At 43.4% G+C, this 17267-nt stretch carries 15 protein-coding genes and 1 pseudogene; 4 read left to right on the forward strand and 12 right to left on the reverse strand.

Annotation, left to right across the window (positions count from 1 at the left end; genetic code table 11):
* Positions 1–40: 40 nt before the first annotated feature.
* The 4 genes from H6G40_RS06750 to H6G40_RS06765 all read left to right on the forward strand — a co-directional run bounded on the left by H6G40_RS06750 (position 41) and on the right by H6G40_RS06765 (position 3975).
* Complete coding sequence (locus H6G40_RS06750; protein ID WP_069474042.1) at positions 41–622, forward strand: PspA/IM30 family protein; 582 nt, start codon at positions 41–43, stop codon at positions 620–622.
* 356 nt (positions 623–978) lie between these two features.
* Entirely contained in the window at positions 979–2127 is a 1149-nt protein-coding gene (locus H6G40_RS06755) for a Re/Si-specific NAD(P)(+) transhydrogenase subunit alpha (RefSeq protein ID WP_002731970.1), read from the forward strand.
* 145 nt (positions 2128–2272) lie between these two features.
* Entirely contained in the window at positions 2273–2569 is a 297-nt protein-coding gene (locus H6G40_RS06760) for an NAD(P) transhydrogenase subunit alpha part 2 (protein WP_002733247.1), read from the forward strand.
* Positions 2566–3975 carry an NAD(P)(+) transhydrogenase (Re/Si-specific) subunit beta gene (locus H6G40_RS06765; protein ID WP_002733654.1) on the forward strand — a complete coding sequence of 470 codons (1410 nt, stop codon included), beginning with the start codon at positions 2566–2568 and terminating at the stop codon, positions 3973–3975. Before H6G40_RS06760 ends, H6G40_RS06765 begins: the two co-directional genes overlap by 4 nt.
* 59 nt (positions 3976–4034) lie before the next feature.
* Here the strand turns inward: H6G40_RS06765 and H6G40_RS06770 are convergent, their stop codons facing one another.
* The 12 genes and pseudogenes from H6G40_RS06770 to H6G40_RS06825 all read right to left on the reverse strand — a co-directional run bounded on the left by H6G40_RS06770 (position 4035) and on the right by H6G40_RS06825 (position 17185).
* A complete protein-coding gene (locus tag H6G40_RS06770; protein WP_002757689.1) occupies positions 4035–4274 on the reverse strand; it encodes a hypothetical protein in 240 nt (79 codons plus the stop codon).
* A gap of 447 nt (positions 4275–4721) precedes the next feature.
* A pseudogene (locus H6G40_RS06775) lies at positions 4722–5042 on the reverse strand (RNA-guided endonuclease TnpB family protein); the annotation flags it as partial.
* A 617-nt stretch (positions 5043–5659) separates the two neighbouring features.
* Positions 5660–7390, reverse strand: a complete 1731-nt coding sequence (locus tag H6G40_RS06780; protein WP_069474041.1) for an Rqc2 family fibronectin-binding protein — start codon at positions 7388–7390, stop codon at positions 5660–5662.
* 201 nt (positions 7391–7591) lie between these two features.
* A complete protein-coding gene (locus H6G40_RS06785) occupies positions 7592–8266 on the reverse strand; it encodes a DevA family ABC transporter ATP-binding protein (protein ID WP_002734055.1) in 675 nt (224 codons plus the stop codon).
* Positions 8267–8314: 48 nt separating this feature from the next.
* Positions 8315–9493 (reverse strand): ABC transporter permease DevC, encoded by a 1179-nt coding sequence (gene devC / locus H6G40_RS06790; protein WP_002733284.1) that lies wholly within the window; start codon positions 9491–9493, stop codon positions 8315–8317.
* 217 nt (positions 9494–9710) lie between these two features.
* On the reverse strand, positions 9711–11015 hold the full coding sequence (locus H6G40_RS06795; RefSeq protein WP_002734853.1) for an ABC exporter membrane fusion protein: 1305 nt from the start codon (positions 11013–11015) through the stop codon (positions 9711–9713).
* Positions 11016–11036: 21 nt separating this feature from the next.
* Positions 11037–11834, reverse strand: coding sequence for an SDR family NAD(P)-dependent oxidoreductase (locus tag H6G40_RS06800; protein ID WP_002733374.1), 798 nt, complete (start codon positions 11832–11834; stop codon positions 11037–11039).
* 38 nt (positions 11835–11872) lie between these two features.
* Positions 11873–12844 carry a calcium-binding protein gene (locus H6G40_RS06805; RefSeq protein WP_002734838.1) on the reverse strand — a complete coding sequence of 324 codons (972 nt, stop codon included), beginning with the start codon at positions 12842–12844 and terminating at the stop codon, positions 11873–11875.
* 40 nt (positions 12845–12884) lie between these two features.
* Positions 12885–13763 carry a hypothetical protein gene (locus H6G40_RS06810; RefSeq protein ID WP_002733077.1) on the reverse strand — a complete coding sequence of 293 codons (879 nt, stop codon included), beginning with the start codon at positions 13761–13763 and terminating at the stop codon, positions 12885–12887.
* Complete coding sequence (locus H6G40_RS06815; RefSeq protein WP_002733671.1) at positions 13750–14760, reverse strand: alpha/beta fold hydrolase; 1011 nt, start codon at positions 14758–14760, stop codon at positions 13750–13752. The genes H6G40_RS06810 and H6G40_RS06815 overlap by 14 nt, the downstream gene beginning before the upstream one ends.
* Positions 14761–14803: 43 nt before the next feature.
* A complete protein-coding gene (locus H6G40_RS06820) occupies positions 14804–15190 on the reverse strand; it encodes a hypothetical protein (RefSeq protein ID WP_002731634.1) in 387 nt (128 codons plus the stop codon).
* Between the two features lie 186 nt (positions 15191–15376).
* Positions 15377–17185 carry an NAD(P)/FAD-dependent oxidoreductase gene (locus H6G40_RS06825; protein WP_069474040.1) on the reverse strand — a complete coding sequence of 603 codons (1809 nt, stop codon included), beginning with the start codon at positions 17183–17185 and terminating at the stop codon, positions 15377–15379.
* Between the last annotated feature and the right edge of the window lie 82 nt (positions 17186–17267).

Here is a 17267-nt window from a genome sequence, read left to right on the forward strand (position 1 = left end):
AGGGAATATTAATTGCTAGTCATAATTAACCATCACTATTATGCGGGATGATTTATCTAATTTACGTTCCTCAATTATCGAAGTAATTGCCTTACAAAAAAGAGCCGAACAACAGTACAACCAAGCACAAGCTGAAGTTTTAAAATGGGAAGAAAGAGTTAAACTCGCTCTAGATAAAGGTGATGAGTCTCTGGCACGAGAAGCTAATATAAAGAAAAAACATCACATTAATACCGCAAATATTATTAAAAATCAACTGGAAAAACTGAATATCCAAGTTGATAAACTGAAAGAAAAATTGCCAATTTTAGAAAGAAAGATTAACGAAAAAAGTATCGGCAGTATAGATACTATTTACCCTTCAGCTTTTGAGCGCATGGAAGCAAAATTTATGCAGTCAGAAGCCAGTAGTCAAGCTGACGGTGAATTGGTTGACATCGATTCACTAGAAGCGAGTAGCGATGTGGATGATGAATTAGCACTGCTAAAAGCACAAATGTCCGGGGGAGCATTACCGGGTACAACTTCTAATCAAAGCGATTTACCTCCAGCAAACACCCTCAAGGATTCAGCAGTAGATGCAGAAATAGAGGAATTGCGATCGAAGTTAAAAGAACTGTAAAACTTTGAGATTGTCGAGACCTATTACAGCCTTTCTCATCAATATGAAGTATAACTTAATCTGGTATCTAAGACCGAAGACTAGCTAATGTTAACCGTTTTGGCGTTTCCCAGAACGAAAACTTTGTACCTCATCATTATAAAAAAAATTCCCAAACAATGCCGCTCAAAACCCTTTAATTCTGAAGATAATCCTAAGATTCAGCCCGAAAAAGAGCCAGAAAGGTGAGGATAGCTAGGATGGAAGTGAAAAGCAATTTTGACTCGAAATTATCCCAAGGGATCGATCGCATTTAACGAAACCCTTACCCCAACAGCATAAGACAAGAGAAGGACTTATTAAGGAGAAACCCAGCCATGAAAATCGGCGTAATCAAAGAAAGTGACCAAGGCGAGGCGCGGGTGGCGCTAGTGCCGGATACCGTCGCCCGTTTAGTCAAGGCGGGATTTGAGGTAATTGTCCAAAATGGGGCGGGAATTAGTGCCAACTTTGCCGATAGTGCCTATAGTGCCGTGGGAGCCGCCCTGAGCGAAAACAGCGAATATATCTATGAAACTGCCGATATTATTCTCAAAGTCGTCCCTCCTAGCGATAGCGAGATCGATCGCCTGAAAGGTGGCGGTATCCTCATCGGCTTTCTCGATCCCCTGCGGCAACCCCGGCGCATTGCCAAATTAGCCGATCGCGGGATCACCGCTTTGAGCATGGAATTAATTCCCCGCAGTAGTCGCGCCCAGAGTATGGATGCCCTCTCCTCTCAGGCTAACCTCGCCGGTTACAAAGCGGTACTCCTCGCCGCCGTTGAGCTGCCGAAAATGTTCCCGATGATGACTACCGCCGCCGGTACGATCGCCCCCGCCAAAGTGCTGGTATTGGGGGCAGGAGTTGCCGGATTGCAAGCTTGCGCTACCGCCCGCCGTTTGGGGGCAGTGGTGGAGGCTTTTGATATTCGTCCGCAAGTTAAAGAAGAAGTGCAGAGTGTCGGGGCGAAATTTATTGAAATGCCCCTAGAAGAAGATACCGTCGCCGATAACGGTTATGCCAAAGAGGTTTCTCTTAGCACACAGGAGCGCATTTGTCAAGCCCTAACGGAACCAATTAAGCGGGCTGATGTGGTGATCACCACGGCCCAAGTACCGGGGAAACAAGCTCCGCTGCTAGTCACCAAAGAAATGATCGCCACCATGAAAGCGGGGTCGGTAATCGTTGATTTAGCGGCGGAACAGGGCGGAAATTGCGCCTACACCCAACCGGGACGAGAAATCATTGTTAATGGGGTAAAAATCGTCGGAGCCGTTAATCTTCCAGCTACAGTGGCCACCAATGCCAGCCAGATGTACGCCAAAAACCTGCAAATGCTGCTACAGCTTTTAGTCAGCAAAGAGGGCAGTTTAAACCTCGATTTTGCCGATGACATCATTGATAGTGCCTGTGTCACCCACGCTGGCGAAATCCGCAACCAACGCATTAAATCCGCCCTCAGTGAACAGTTATCCGCTTTTTAGCTATCAGGATTCAGGAGGCAAAAGGCAAAAGGCAGAAGGCAGAAGGCAGAAGGCAGAAGGCAGCTTTATTCTCCCCACACCCCACACCCCACACCCCACACCCCACACCCCACACCCCACACCCAATCCCCTATTTCTTTAACCAATGACTGCCCAACTTTTAACCGCTTTAGTGGTATTTGTCCTCGCTTCCTTTGTCGGTTTCGAGGTGATCAATAAAGTCCCTCCCACTCTCCATACACCCCTGATGTCGGGAGCGAATGCAATTTCAGGTATCGCCGTTGTCGGTGCGCTCCTCATCGCCGGAGGCACGGATTGGCACGAATTAACCGTAATTTTAGGGTTAATTGCCGTTATTTTGGCGATGGTTAACGTGGTCGGTGGTTTTGTCGTTACCGATCGAATGCTGCAAATGTTCAAGAAAAAAGAGGCTAAATCATGAATAATGCCCTGATCACAGGGATCGAGTTATCCTATCTACTCGCCGCCATTTTATTTATCATCGGTCTTAAACAATTATCTTCCCCCGCTACCGCCCGTCAAGGCAATTTTCTGGCTGCCATCGGGATGCTAATCGCCGTTATTGCCACCTTAATCAATCAAGAAATCCTCAGCTATGGTTTAATCGCCGTGGCGTTGGTGATTGGCTCGATTATCGGCCTAGTTTCGGCGCAAAAAGTCCCGATGACAGCTATGCCCCAAATGGTGGCGATTTTTAACGGTTTAGGCGGTGCTGCCAGTGCTTTAATTGCCATGGGCGAATACTGGCGTTTACTGCAAAGTGGTGAAAATATTGCCTTTGACTCGATACTGATCGCTATTTTGGGTATATTGATCGGTGGTGTCACTTTTACCGGTAGTGTCCTCGCTTTTGCCAAATTACAGGAATTAATCAGTGGCGCGCCCGTAACTTTTCCTTTCCAGCAACCCTTTAACATTCTCTTACTACTCACCTTTTTAGGGGGTAGTGTCTATCTCTTTTTTAATCCCACCTCGATCGATGTTTTCCTGACTTTGGTGGGACTTTCCCTAATTTTCGGGGCTTTATTCGTGCTTCCCATCGGCGGCGGCGATATGCCCGTGGTTATCTCCCTCTTAAACTCTTTTTCGGGACTTGCCGCCAGCGTAGTCGGTTTTATCCTGATGAATAGTATGTTGATCATCGCCGGTGCTTTGGTGGGTGCGTCGGGGATTATCCTAACTCAGATCATGTGTAAAGCCATGAATCGATCGCTGGCTAGTGTACTATTTGGGGCATTTGGTACAGGTGCTAGTGCCGGAGGCGAAGCGAGCGCCACTTCTAGCCTCGATAAATCGGTTCATGCTATTGATTCAGAAGAAGGGGCTATGATGCTCGGTTATGCGCGTTCTGTGGTGATTGTACCAGGTTACGGCATGGCAGTGGCCCAAGCACAACACGCAGTGCGAGAATTGGCTGAACAGTTGGAAAAAAATGGCGTTGAGGTTAAATATGCTATTCACCCCGTGGCGGGAAGAATGCCAGGACACATGAATGTACTACTGGCCGAAGCTAATGTTCCCTATCCGCAGCTCTACGATATGGATGATATTAATCCTGAGTTTGAGCGCGTCGATGTGGCGTTAATTATTGGGGCGAATGATGTGGTTAATCCCGCTGCCCGTCATGATAAAGCTAGTCCGATTTATGGAATGCCGATTCTGGACGTGGATAAGGCACAGCACACGATCGTGATTAAGCGCAGTATGCGATCGGGTTTTGCCGGGGTAGAAAACGAATTATTCTACAATCCTAAAACTTTTATGCTCTTTGGTAGCGCTCAAGATGTGGTAGCACAATTAGTATCACAAGTCAAGGATTTGTCATAATTCTTGACAAATAGGACGGGGTTTTCACCCCGTCTTTTTTTTATCGGATTTTTCAGAGTTTAAAGATAATCAAGAACTAATTCCCCTTTGCTCACTTTTTCGGTAATTAAAGTTCTGACTAACTCTAATTCTTCCAGGGTCACTTTACCATCAGACCTCATAGCTAGAGCAATTCTTTCCCTTTCCCCTTGAGTGATCACGCCATCAACACTAGCCTGTTCGATAATAGCGCGCAACTTTTCTAGTTCCTGTTGTTCTTCGGCGGTTAATTCTGCTTGATTAGGACGAGATATTTCCATAAAAATTTCTCCTTGAGGGATCAACACAAACTTGGTAATTTTTTTCTAAGTAGTAGAAGCCATGGCAGTTATCCCCAGTCAGGATCAGGAATTAGGGACGATGCCTAATCAGTTTACGCTTCATATTTGCTCGGAAACCCTCTCAACAAATACGTTTGTATTAAGAAACATTAATAAAGCTGAGAGCCTTGACTATTGCCTCTGGTCTATTCCCTTGCCTCACGGTTAACTTTAATTTTGTTCGACCACTTAGAGTTAGCGAATACATTATAGCAGTTATCTTAATGGTGAGAGAAACCCTTTAGTATAACTTTGTGTCTTTGTACTTGAGAAAAAAAAGCTGTCTTGTCCGCTCCAGAAACTAGGTTAATTTAATCTAATTCTACCTGCAAGGCTCGCAATTTCGCCTCTAGCATTTGCCCTCGTTGTTCAGCAGTTTCTGCCCGTTACGGAATGGGAATGTTTTTTAAACTTAGGGTAGCCTTTCTTTACTTTAACTTTATTTTGGCAATTATCGTAAAACCGAGTAATTGCCCGCAAGGTTCTTTCTACAGCAGTCTGGCAAGCATGGGAGTTTAAATCATCAACAAATTTAAACTCTTTTCTTAATGCTGTGTTGTACCGAAATAACTCTGTTTTGCCAACACCAGGATTATCCATCCAATAACGCAGGACTTTATTCCGAACAAATTGGGTTGTCCGTATTGCCTCATTAATGGCTTCTATCTGATTAGGTTTTGGCTTAACTTTGTATTTTAGTACAAACATTTTGACAATGCTTGACCGAGTATCAACATCTTAATACAAAATTCCTTAAGTTGACAATACATATTTATTTAAAGCTGCCCGACCCTACACTAAAGGAAGGGTTTGTACCCAAATGTTCGATCAAACTAATCCTATTGAAAGATTAAAAAGGGTTTTACCATTATTCAGCAAGCCCTAATTTATACCAATTCTCCAAAGTCTGACTACAGAAGTTTAATCCCCCTAAATGCCCCTTAAAAAGGGGAACTTAAAGGGGGATTTAAATTCGATGTGTAGTTTTCATTTAGAGAAATGGTATTAGGTTATACTTCTGGATGGATGGAAATTAATTTTGCACCACTACAAAATGTGAGACGGGGACGATCACGGAGTTACAGAACCGGTTAGGTTAAGATAAAATACCAGTGGTCGCTTTAATATCACCTAAATAGTCGGTTTTTTGTGTCTTTCCCTCGACTATCGGCTGCTACCACTGGTTTGCTGTTGTTTGTTGTTGTAATCTGAGGAAATATAGTTCTTGCGTTCCCAAGCGCCTGAACTGCATTTGTCTCTCTAGTAAAAATTGTAACAGACAATACCCATTTTGTGTAAAAAAAAGTAAACAATTTGGTAAAAAATTATTTTTTGCGGTAATCTTCAACCCTCTGAGGACAGCCCCAGATTACCGTTTCCTGTTTGTAAACCACCATACCGGGCTTGGCGCCCTTGGGTTTATAGACGTATTTGGGACGGGTATAGACGACGGGAACCTGTTCACTATGGCGAGCGCGGCTATAATAAGCGGCGTAATCGGCAGCAAATTGCAGATCGGCGGCTTCTGGAACTGTACCGGGGTTTAAACGGAGTAAAACGTGACTACCAGGGATTTCTTGGCTATGAAACCAGATATCGTAATCGCTGGCACTACGAAAAGTTAGCCGATCATTTTGACGGTTATTTCTGCCAATCCATAATTCGACTCCAGAGGGAGTAGTAAAGCGCATGGGTTCGGATTCTTTGTTATTCGCCCGATTACGCTGGTAATTGCTTTCTAGATACTTCTGTTGAATTAATTCTTCTTGTATCTCGTCTAATGCCTCTAAATCTTCGCTGCTGCTATAATTTTCTAGTTGACTTAAACTCGATCGCACCTGTTCAAGATAATTAATTTCACTGACCACTTCCTCTAATAAAGGTTCCACCGCTAACCGCGCTCTTTTTAATTTCTGATGTTGTTTATAAAAATATTGGGCATTCTGTACGGGATTTCTTTCGGGATCAAGAGGAATAATTACAGGGTTTCCTGTCTGGAAATCTGCCAAAGTAATGCTAGTCATACCCTGCTGTATTTGCTGCAGATTGGCCATTAATAAATCCCCTTGCTCTTTATAGCGATCAGCATGAGCAGATTCTGCTAGTCTTGTTTGAAATCCTGCCGCTTTAGTTTGCAGTTTAGTCAGTAAAGAGATGACTTTTTGGCTTAATTTTTGCTGTAGTTGTCGAAAGTTTTCTTGATTAATTTGGTCGCTATAATAACGGTTTAATAATTCTTGGACATTTTTAGCCGCTGCCAGCATCTCCCCACCGATAACTGTATAACCTTCTCTCGTCCATCCCGGTTGAAAGGTTTTATTTTCAAGGATTTTTAACCATTCTTGCCAGGCCGAAAAGAGCTTTTCCCAATCATTATTATCTAACTGATCCGTGTTTAATTTTGGGTTAATTTTGGCTTTTTGTAACAGCGATCGAGCGATAACGGGACTAACCCCACGATAGGTACTAACTAGCTGTTTTTCGATAGTTTTAGGGATTAAACTAACTCGGGTTTGCCAACTGCTCAAGGATTCTTCTAAACTGGGTTCTGTTGCCAATAAAACGGGGGGTAGTTGATAGGTTTGTCCCGTTTGTACGGTGCGAACACTAGACTGGGTAGCATTAACTTGATGGGCAACGGTGACAATTTGATTGTCAGCCGCAGTTAAAATGACATTGCTATATTTGCCCATAATTTCTATATACAAATGCCACAGCGCCGGATCATCGGGACGTTTGGCAAATTGCAGATCAATGACTCTTTCCCACGGGGCAACAAATGCTAATTTTGTCAGGGCAAAACCATTGAGTTGATGACGCAATTGATCGCTGAAAGTGAAGGTATCAGGGACTTTCGGCGGTGGATCACCAATATGCAGCCGCGCCCCTTGGGGATGCCAAGAAATAATTAACCATCCCTTGCGATCGAAGGTTCGTAAATGGAGGGCGATGGTTTGGCGATCAATTTGATACACTTGTTCTAGTCTGGCTGGCAGCCAAGGGGCGGCAATTTCGGCACAAGTGGCACTGAGGGTGGTAAAGTCTAGGGATTGCATTTTCAGGATTCAGGAAATCTTCTCGATGCCAAAGTTGGCACCGCCAAGCATGAAAATATAATAGCTTCCCACTAAGGCTAAGACAAAAAAGTTGTTTCCTCAATTAAAAACAGATTTGGTGTCAGAATCTATCGGTGGAGGTATCCCAGTCTTAGCCGAAAAGCTGAGGAGCGCCTTTTCTGAGTTTTCTCTGGATGGCTATTAGCAACTGCACAAGCGTCCATCTTCCATGTGAACAATGCGATCAGCAATATCTAAAATCCGATTATCGTGGGTAACGAGTACAATAGTACGGCGCTGTTCTTTGGCTAAACGTTGCATCAAATTTACCACGTCTCGTCCCGTTTTACTATCGAGGGCGGCTGTTGGTTCATCGGCTAAAACTAATGGGGGATTACCGGCCAAAGCTCGTGCGATCGCTACCCTTTGCTTTTGTCCCCCGGATAAGCTATCTGGATAATAGTCGATCCGATGTCCTAAGCCGACTTTTTCTAATATCAAAGCAGCGCGTTCTTCTGTTTCCCGTCCGCCGAGATGTTCCTGAAGCTCGATCGACATTTGTACATTCTGTCTTGCGGTTAGAAAGGGTAACAAATTATGGGCTTGAAAAATATAACCAATTTGACGGCGGGTTTGGACTAATTGTTCTTCACTAGCCCCCCGTAATTCTTTTTCAAAATGCTGTAAGCTTCCTTCTTGAACAGAGCGTAGGCCACCGATTAAGGATAGTAAGGTTGTTTTTCCAGAACCAGAGGGGCCAGTTAAAATAACGATCTCTCCCGCTATGATTTTTAGGTTGATCTGAAAAAGAACTTGTTTTTTCAGCTTTCCTTGACCGAAATAGTGATTGAGGTTTTGAATATCAATAACGTCCATAGACCGCTTTGTTCCTTGAGATGAGGTATAGATATTTGTTTCTTTTTTCTAAAAAATATCGGCTGGATCGGCATCTTGCAATTTTTTAACAGCAGTGGCTCCTGAAACGAAGGCCATGACTAAGGTTAAGATAAAGACAAAAACCGCTCGATCAAGCGACATATTGACAGGTAATAAGGTGGCATTTTTAGTAAACTCATATTGAATATTAGCGATCAAAAAACCTGGAATATATCCGAGAACAGCAATTAAAAAAGCCTGTTGTAAAACCATTGATAAGAGATAGCTATGACGATAGCCCATCGCTTTTAGGGTGGCGTATTCTGAAAGATGTTCCGAAACATTTGTATAGAGAATTTGATAGACAACGACAATTCCAACAATAATTCCCAGGATAACACCTAAATTAAAAATGAAACCAATCGCCGTACTACTTTGCCAATAATTCTTCTCAAATTGAATCAACTGTTGCTTTGATAAAACTTTAATATCATTAGGTAAATATGCTTGAATATCTTCGATAAATTTATTGATATTAGTTCCTGGTTTTAGACGAATTAAGCCAATATTAATTAATCCATAAGAACGGTTGCTAAAAATTCTTAAAAAATTCAAATGGCTCATGATTAAATTACCATCTGAACCAAAAGAAGTTCCCAGTTTAAATAAGCCAGCGACTTCTATTTTGCGGTTGTTACCCTTATTGCTAACCTCAGTAATAACCGATCCCTTTTTTTTAAAATTAGCAACAATAGGACCAAATTCAGAGCGAGAATCTTGATCAAATAAAACTTGATCGGGAAGTTTTAATAGCTCCATATTTTCTGCGAGACCGGGTAAATCAAATGCCAAATGTTTAAGATCAAATCCAATCACGAATATATTACGCCAATAATTACGAGTTTCAGGGTTTTTCCACTGAGCAAAATCTAAATAAATCGGGCTGACAAAATCTACTTCTTCAAAAGCCAAGGTTTGGAGTAATCGCCGTTGAGGAAAACTTTCCATGCCAATCAGTGAAGTGGTACGAGGACTAATTAAAAAACAGTCCCCTTGTAGAGCTTGGTGAAGCCGAACAGCACTATCAAACAAAGCATCCCGAATCCCCAATTGCATAAAGACAATTACAACCGCAAAAATAACCCCCGATAGAGCCACCAGTAACCTGGTTTTTTGGTAGCGTAATTGCAACCAAGCTGTCGGTAACTTCCCGTGGAATATTTTCATCTTTTGCTCCTCCTAAAGATTCTAGATTGCTCGCGGCTGACTTGTTGACAAATACTACTCCTTATTTAAGACTTTGACCTAACATTATCTCAAGGCTAAAAGTCTTTCTAGATAAGAAATTTAACTAAATAGGTATTCATTTCATATATAGAACTATTTAGTTAGCGCACAACCTAAAAGCAGGCTGTGATTGGGTTATAATTTTTCGATAGCTCTTTTAAAGATTAGTTTTGTTCGTATCGATCACCACATTGACTTGTAAATTAGTCAAGTTAGCCACTTTCTTACTAGAAGATGGATCGAGACGAATTTTGACTTCCACCACTCGCGCATCTGCATCAGCAACTGGATCGGTACCCAAGACATCTTTTTTGCCAATTTGTAAGCCAATTTCAGCGACGGTTCCCCTTAGTTCCCCAATCAATCCATCGGTGGTAATTTTTGCCCGTTGTCCTAGTTTAACCCGACTCACATCGGTTTCGTAAACTTCGCTAGTGACATACATTTGACTGGTTTGACCGAGATCGAGGATGCCTTTATCACCAATTAATTCACCGGGCCAAGTATAAATTTTGAGAATTTGCCCCGCTTTGGGAGCTTTGACAAAAGCTAAATCTAAATCAGCTTTTGCTTTTTGGACAGCACTTTTAGCGGCGATTAATTGGGATTGAGCAACTTCAACATCTACGGGACGGACTTCCGCAACCGCATCTAAGGTCGCTTGATTTTCTTTGATTTTCTGATCTAGAGTTGCTACCGTGCGCTGAAGATTAGCTTCAGCTTCATCAATTCTTGCGGTTAGAGTGGTGACAATTCGACTTAAATTAGCGTTGGCTTCTCGCAGACTTTCTTGGCTAGTTTGAGCCATCAGACAGAAGCGATCGCGTTCTTGCTCTGAGACCGCACCTTCTTGGTATAGAGTATGGTAACGCTGACAATCTTTTTGAGCATTGTGAAACTCAGCTTTAATGCGCTCAATAGTGGCATACTGAGCCATTTTTTCCCCTTGTAATTGAGCCGTTAAACTGGCAATAGTAGCTCTTTGGGTGGTAATCTGTCCTTCTAATTCGGAGCGAGTCCCTTCAAATCTGGCATTTTGGGCAATAATATCCCCCTGTTTTGCGCCAGCTTTCACCTGAGTTAAAAGGGATTGAGAGATGCGAACTTCGTCCTGTGCTTGTTTTAGTGCTGCTTGCAGCCTATCCCGACTGTCGAGGATAGCCAAAACTTGTCCAGCTTCAACCTGGTCCCCCCGTTTTACCAACAGTTGATTAATGCGAGACCCTTCCATAAAAGCAGCAGCAGAAATCTTGATTGTTTCTCCCGCCGGTTCTACATAGCCTAAAGCCGCCACGGCTTTCAGCTTTCTCGGAGTAGTGGAAGCGACAGCCGGGGATGTTGTTTTTAAAGATTGATAGCGCCAAATTGAATAAGTCGCTACAGCGCCACTTGCCATAGTCCCGGTGGTGAGACAGGTAATAAGTAGCCAATTAGTTGGTTTGACAAAAAGTGGAGATTTCATAAGAAGCTTTACTCTCTTTAATTATCTGGTTTCATTGAGGTCTTTTCTTCTCGGTCGAGTTATTCGTTCCAAGATTTGCACGGTTATACTGCGTGGCATTAAGCGAGGAACGCTGTGAGCAAGCCAGTAATTTTTTAGTCCGGGAATGACATAATTGCGCCCGTCTTCAAGAGCTTTGAGAGCAACTGCTACCACCCGCTGAGGAGAGGTGGCACTCCCATCATCAAAGATATTAACTAAAGACCGTGTTGCTGTCGGCCCAGGACAGAGTGCTAAAACCCTTAGTCCTCGATGGCGATACTCAGCCCAAAGCGCTTCACTAAAGGAGAGGACGAACGCCTTACTCGCTCCATAAACGGCCATGTAAGGCATGGGCTGAAAGGCTCCACTAGAGGATAAATTGATTACCGCTCCTTCCCCTTTAGCCAGCATTCCTGGGATAAATTTATGGGTTAAATCAACTAAAGCCACTACGTTAACCATCACCTGTGCGCGATCTTGCTCAAGGGGAATTTGCTCGAAGGGCGCATAGTTAAGAAACCCGGCATTATTAACAAGTAAATCTACAGTAAGTGCCTTTTCCTCGACAGCGCTGAAAACGTCCTGAGCAGCATTTTCACGACTTAGATCGACAACAATTACTTCAGTGCGGACACCGTAAACTTGATAAAGATCGGTTGCTATTGTGCGTAGTTTTTCTTCGGTTCGTGCTACTAAAATGAGATTCATGCCACGTTTAGCAAGCTCGCGGGCGAATATCTCGCCAATCCCAGATGATGCTCCCGTGATTAATGCTGTTTTGCCGCGATAATTGAACATAAACTTTTGCCTTTAAATAAAAAGTTGAACGCCGCTGCTTAGACTGCGAAGTTATTACTAACAAAAATGTTATTGTTAGTCAAATCAAGTCCAGATGATAGTTTAGCAATCTGAATTTGAGCGATTCCGCCTACACCATCGACATCAAAGAATAAAGTGCCGTTAGCTCGGTTATAGATAAATCTATCATTAGAATCAACTGCTGCTGTACCAATGACAAATTGCTCAGGCATCAGCAAAGCATCTGCTATGAGGTCGTCAGCGAAACCCGCAGCAGAGACGATCATAATATCATTAACAACCGAGAAATCTGTAATAGTGTCAATGCCATCTTGGGGACTGTTGAAAACAAATTGATCTGCTCCAGTACCGCCCGCAAGAGTGTCCCCACCCAAGCCACCAATTAATACATCGTTGCCACTATCACCAAAGAGAGCATCATTGCCCACCTCACCAAAAAGAATGTCGTTACCAGAACCACCAAAGAGAGCATCGTCACCATCACCGCCATTGAGTACGTCGTCGCCAACATCGCCAATAATGCCATCGTTGCCAGAACCGCCAAAGAGAGCGTCATTGCCACTACCGCCCCAGATGCCGTCGTTGCCATCACCTCCTGTTACCTGATCGTCGCCAGAACCGCCAATAATCCCGTCGTTGCCAGCACCTCCACTTAAAGTATCATTGCCAGCATCACCGTTGAGAATGTCGTTGTCATCGCCGCCATTGAGAGCGTCATCACCATTACCACCAAGGAGAATATCACGGCCATCGCCCCCAAGTAGATCATCGTTGCCATCGCCGCCACCTAGATAGTCATTACCACCACCGCCGAACAGCAAATCGTTACCGCCGCCCCCAAGTAAGGCATCGTTGCCATCGCCAGTAACCAAAGTGTCGTTGCCAAGTCCACTATCAAGATAGTCGTTGCCACCGTTGCCATATAAAATATCATCGTCATTGCTGCCGAATAAAAGATCGTTGCCAGTGGTGCCGATAAAAGTAGCCATGTCATTTTCTCCTTTGCGATTAAAAGCTTTTTATTTCAAGTTACTGAAAGTTTTTGCCGAGTCTTTGTAAACAACTAACCCCGAAGAGTCCGAGTCCTAATAGTAAACAAGACAAGGTATTAGAAGGCTCAGGAATTGGCGTTAGGGAAAGAGTCACTGCCCGATTGTTAGCATCAGGAACAATGCGAGCTACTTCGACTTCATCCCCTGTCCAAAACACTCCATCAGGTCCAGGAGTAAATAAAGGGGTAATGGCAGAACTGAAAAATTCTAGCTGACTCCCAGCTCCTTCTGGAGGAAACCCAGTTAAAGGTGAGGAGACATTGAGGGTTACGGGGTCTCTGGTGCGAATTGTCCCTTCCGGTGTTCCTTGGATTTCTAAAAAGAATTTCAAGAAACTATCTCCTAATGAGGGATTATCATTTCTTTGGCTGATAGCTCCTGCCGAATAAAGGGAAACATAGGGTAAAGTTGACCCTGGAGGAGTCGGAGCTAAATCCGGCACTCCATCCCCAGCTAAGGCAGTAATCAGGGGGACAAAAGGAGTAGTACCTGAAGATATATTGTGGAAGACTTCCAGTTGAACTACGTCGGCAATACCATCAACACTGCCTACATTACCCAGTAAAGGATCGCCAATAATGGCATCAACGGGATTTCCTAATAAAATCTGGGTGTTTCCCTGAAGAATTGCGGTAAAATCTGGTAAATTATTTGGACTAAAGCCAAAGTTAGCACTAACGATAACTGTGTTGAAAAAATTATAGATCTGGCTCGAGCAATTAGAAATCCAATTGTTCCCTGAACCACAGTTTAAAGAAGATGCATTGGCGGGAGTGATTGCTCCCGGCAATAGGGAAACTGTTAAGCTTATAATGCTTGGAACAAGTGCCAGTATTTTAATTTTAGAGTTTTTCATTTGTCTTCTCCTTGAGGTTAGTCTGTTGTAAGATTTTCCTGATTGCATCAACAACTAATTCAGGTTGATCAATATGAATATTATGACCACTGCTGTGAGCGATTTGTAAGCTTCCCGAAGTCGAAAGCTCGGAGGTTTCTGCCTGTAATTGCCGCCAGATAGACTCAGACACTTCTACATTTTGCCCGGAAAACATATTCAGTCCGTGAGAAATTACGACTAAGGGTAAGTGCGAGGGAAAGGAAGTTTTACTGACCAATGCAGCATCTTTTTTCATTAATGCGCTTTCGGCTAAGGCAGTATTAAAGCTTTGGGGTAGGAACTTTGCTAAAACAACAGATTGTACAGACGGGGGCAATTTTTGGACAAATTCGGGAGCGACATCACTGCCTTTGAGTTGAAGCAGGAGGCGCAAGATTCCCAGGCGAGAAATGATGGATAAACTGCGAAACATTTGCCGCGTTGCTGCCATATTTTTCCTAAATTCATTCCCCAGACGGCTATAGACATTTGCCGGTACCGCATCCACTAAAACCACTCCCACTACTTCTGAAGGATACTGGCTGGCAAACAGGCGCATATTCAACCCTCCCAAGGAATGACCCACCAGTAAATAAGGCCCGGCTATTCCCCCTTTTCTTAGTAGAGTGTGTAGTTCTTGAACCATAGTCAGGCTGGTGCGAGGATGGGGACTGGGTTCACTCCAGCCGTAGCCAGCGCGGTCGTAAACACAGACAGAGGTGAACTTTGCCACTTCCGATTGAACCCAATGCCAGAGGGGAGATATTCCCCCTAGTCCATAATCCATCACCACAGTGGGACTACCTTGACTTTTACAGTGGAGATGCAAGCGATAACCCCCTACATCTATCAATTGACCAGGTGGTGGATACTTACTTAGGTCTTTAATTGTGGCAACTTGCTGGTAAACCAGTCCTAAAAGTACCAGTAGTGCCACCAAAGTAATAAGTATTCCGCCGAGTAGCCAAAATTTCATCTTTTTTCCCTATGATTCATTAGTTAACTGATAAAATTCTCTGCTAAGACCCGATCTGGAGAACTGGTTTACTATCGGTTAAGGTGAGATAAACACAACGTTTTTTGTCTAAGTCAGAGAGCCAACAGTAAATCGGAATTCCAGGACAACTAGCATTTTCAGGCGGAATGTTTGGCTCAACAAGAGTCGGTAAATCAGAAAACTTAAGCAGCGTTCTCGGCTTACCTAAATTAAGTGGAGCAACAGCGGCTGCCATGATAAATATTGAGCCAATTTCACTCAGTCCTCTACCTTCCAAGTCAACTGAGTTCCCCTGCACGAGTGCATTGAATTCTGATTCGGAAAGATTCAAGCCAATGCGGTTAATTCCCCGGCGCAATTCATTAGGCTCTAAGATGAATTGGGATGAGACAAAGGTGGCTAATTCCATGATAATTACCTCAACTAAGAGCAGGAATTTTACGGGTGAACAGCGATCATTAGTCTCAAATTAAGTAAAAATGATGATTTTTTGAATGTCATAGCGAGGGGGGGATTGACAAAAATGCCGTCTCGTCATGACAGATTATAGTTTGGCTTTGCTTAAGTTGACACCAGTGACAGCTATTCGCTCCTACTAAGCAGGAAAAGACTCAATTGTTACTCTTTCACCGACCACGTTTTGAACAACAGAAGGCGATTTCTTCTGCGGTTGATAGTGATAGTTTTTGAATTCCTCACGCATCTTCTCAATTTGGCTGTTATCAGCTATTCCTCGGGTTTTGCGCTTATAAATTACTTCGGCGATTGTGGCTTGAATCGATAGCTTCAACATCCGACCAAAGTAATACCAATGTTTCGGATTTAACCAACCAGCGATGCCAAAAGCTTTCCATTGAAAGAGAGCATACCAAATAGCAATGTAGAAGTAAGCGGCTTTCATGCTGGCAAAAACATTACAGCGCCGAGGCTCGAACTTGGTATTTTCTAAGAAATCGTCGAAGTGTTTTAAGGTTCCATAACCACCCAGCAATTGATCGGCCCGATAGGCATCCATTAAACCAATATTAGCACCCTGTGACACTAATTGATGAAATTCCTGACATAAATCAGCGAAAATTCCATTAACATTGCCATCGGCAATTGTCACGTAGCGGGGGATAAAATTTAAGTCCAGATGCCATTTACCAATATAGGTGGGAACATGGACACCAAACCACCACATATACTCGAAATAAATCCGCCAACTCATAACACTAGCATGACCGAGTTGATAGGCATGATCTCGGTAGAGACAGTTGACAGTACGAGCATAAGCTAGGTTGAAATCATTGTAAGCGGATCGTTTTTGTTCTGCTGCTGCTTCCTCAGCCAATTTAGCACGGATAATTTCTGTAACACTTTCTACCTCAAAAGCGATCATGGTCGTTCCATAGGAATAAAAAGCATCAAAAATATGGGCAGCATCCCCAATAACGTACCAGTTATCAGGAGAAAAAAGAACTTTGCTTTTGTGGGCAATTTTCGGCCAGTAATGAAAATCAACTACTTCACCACTTTCAATCAATCGAGAGAGAATAGTATGATTGCTCTTGAGAAAATTGGAAAACTTCTCCAGGTTATTTATGCTCTGGGCGGGAATAACATCGTGATGGTGAATAATGCCAATAGATAGTTCCATCGAGTGCTTATCAATCGGAATCATCCACAACCAGTGACCCTGGCCAAAATAGTGATTGGTGGCATAATAATGGCTCGTAGATGCGCCTTCGGGATGATAGCCACTGTGGAAAATCGTGCGGTCGATATTTTTCACCCGCAGCCACGCTGAACCATTATTGAGTCCCAGGAGATTCTCTGGACCAGAAAGTACATTATCAGTTTTGCGTCCAATAATAAAATTCTTGCCTGCGGCATCGATGACGTGCTTGGCTTGAAGGGTAATATTTTCCTCGCCAACTTTGGCATAAACTGTTTTTAGCTCATCCCCTGAAGTAAGAGCGACATCTTTGACCCGTCCCTCGTAAAAATCGGCTCCCATCTGACAATTCATCACCAGTAAATCTTGCTCAAATTTAGCCCGTTGTAGGTGAAAAGACCCCACTGGAGTTTGACGGTTTGCCCAGACATGATAATAATCATCAAGGGTTTCTGTTTTTGCTGGATCTTTTGGCCAGTGGAAATTGAGACCAGATTTGGGGGGGTGGTTTTCGATTAAATAATCATGTAGTCCCAACTCTTTGCAGAGAAATAAAGCGGCAACTTCGATTAAAGACTCACCGATTTTTAAATCTTTGTCTGTACGTTCAACGGGACGGGGATCGATTAGTGCCACCCGAATATTAGGGATGTTGAGCATGAGATGTCGTGCTTGGCACAGTCCAGCAAAGCCTGCTCCCATAATGACAACATCGTATTCTCGGGATTGAGTAATGGTATAATTCATGGTTAACTCCTTGATAGTTGATGAGGTAATTGACACTCACAGATGATTGAGAGAAGAGCGTTGAATTTGATGCAAGTCAAAA

It is taken from the genome of Microcystis viridis FACHB-1342 (genome assembly GCF_014698335.1).
Lineage (GTDB): Bacteria > Cyanobacteriota > Cyanobacteriia > Cyanobacteriales > Microcystaceae > Microcystis > Microcystis ichthyoblabe_A.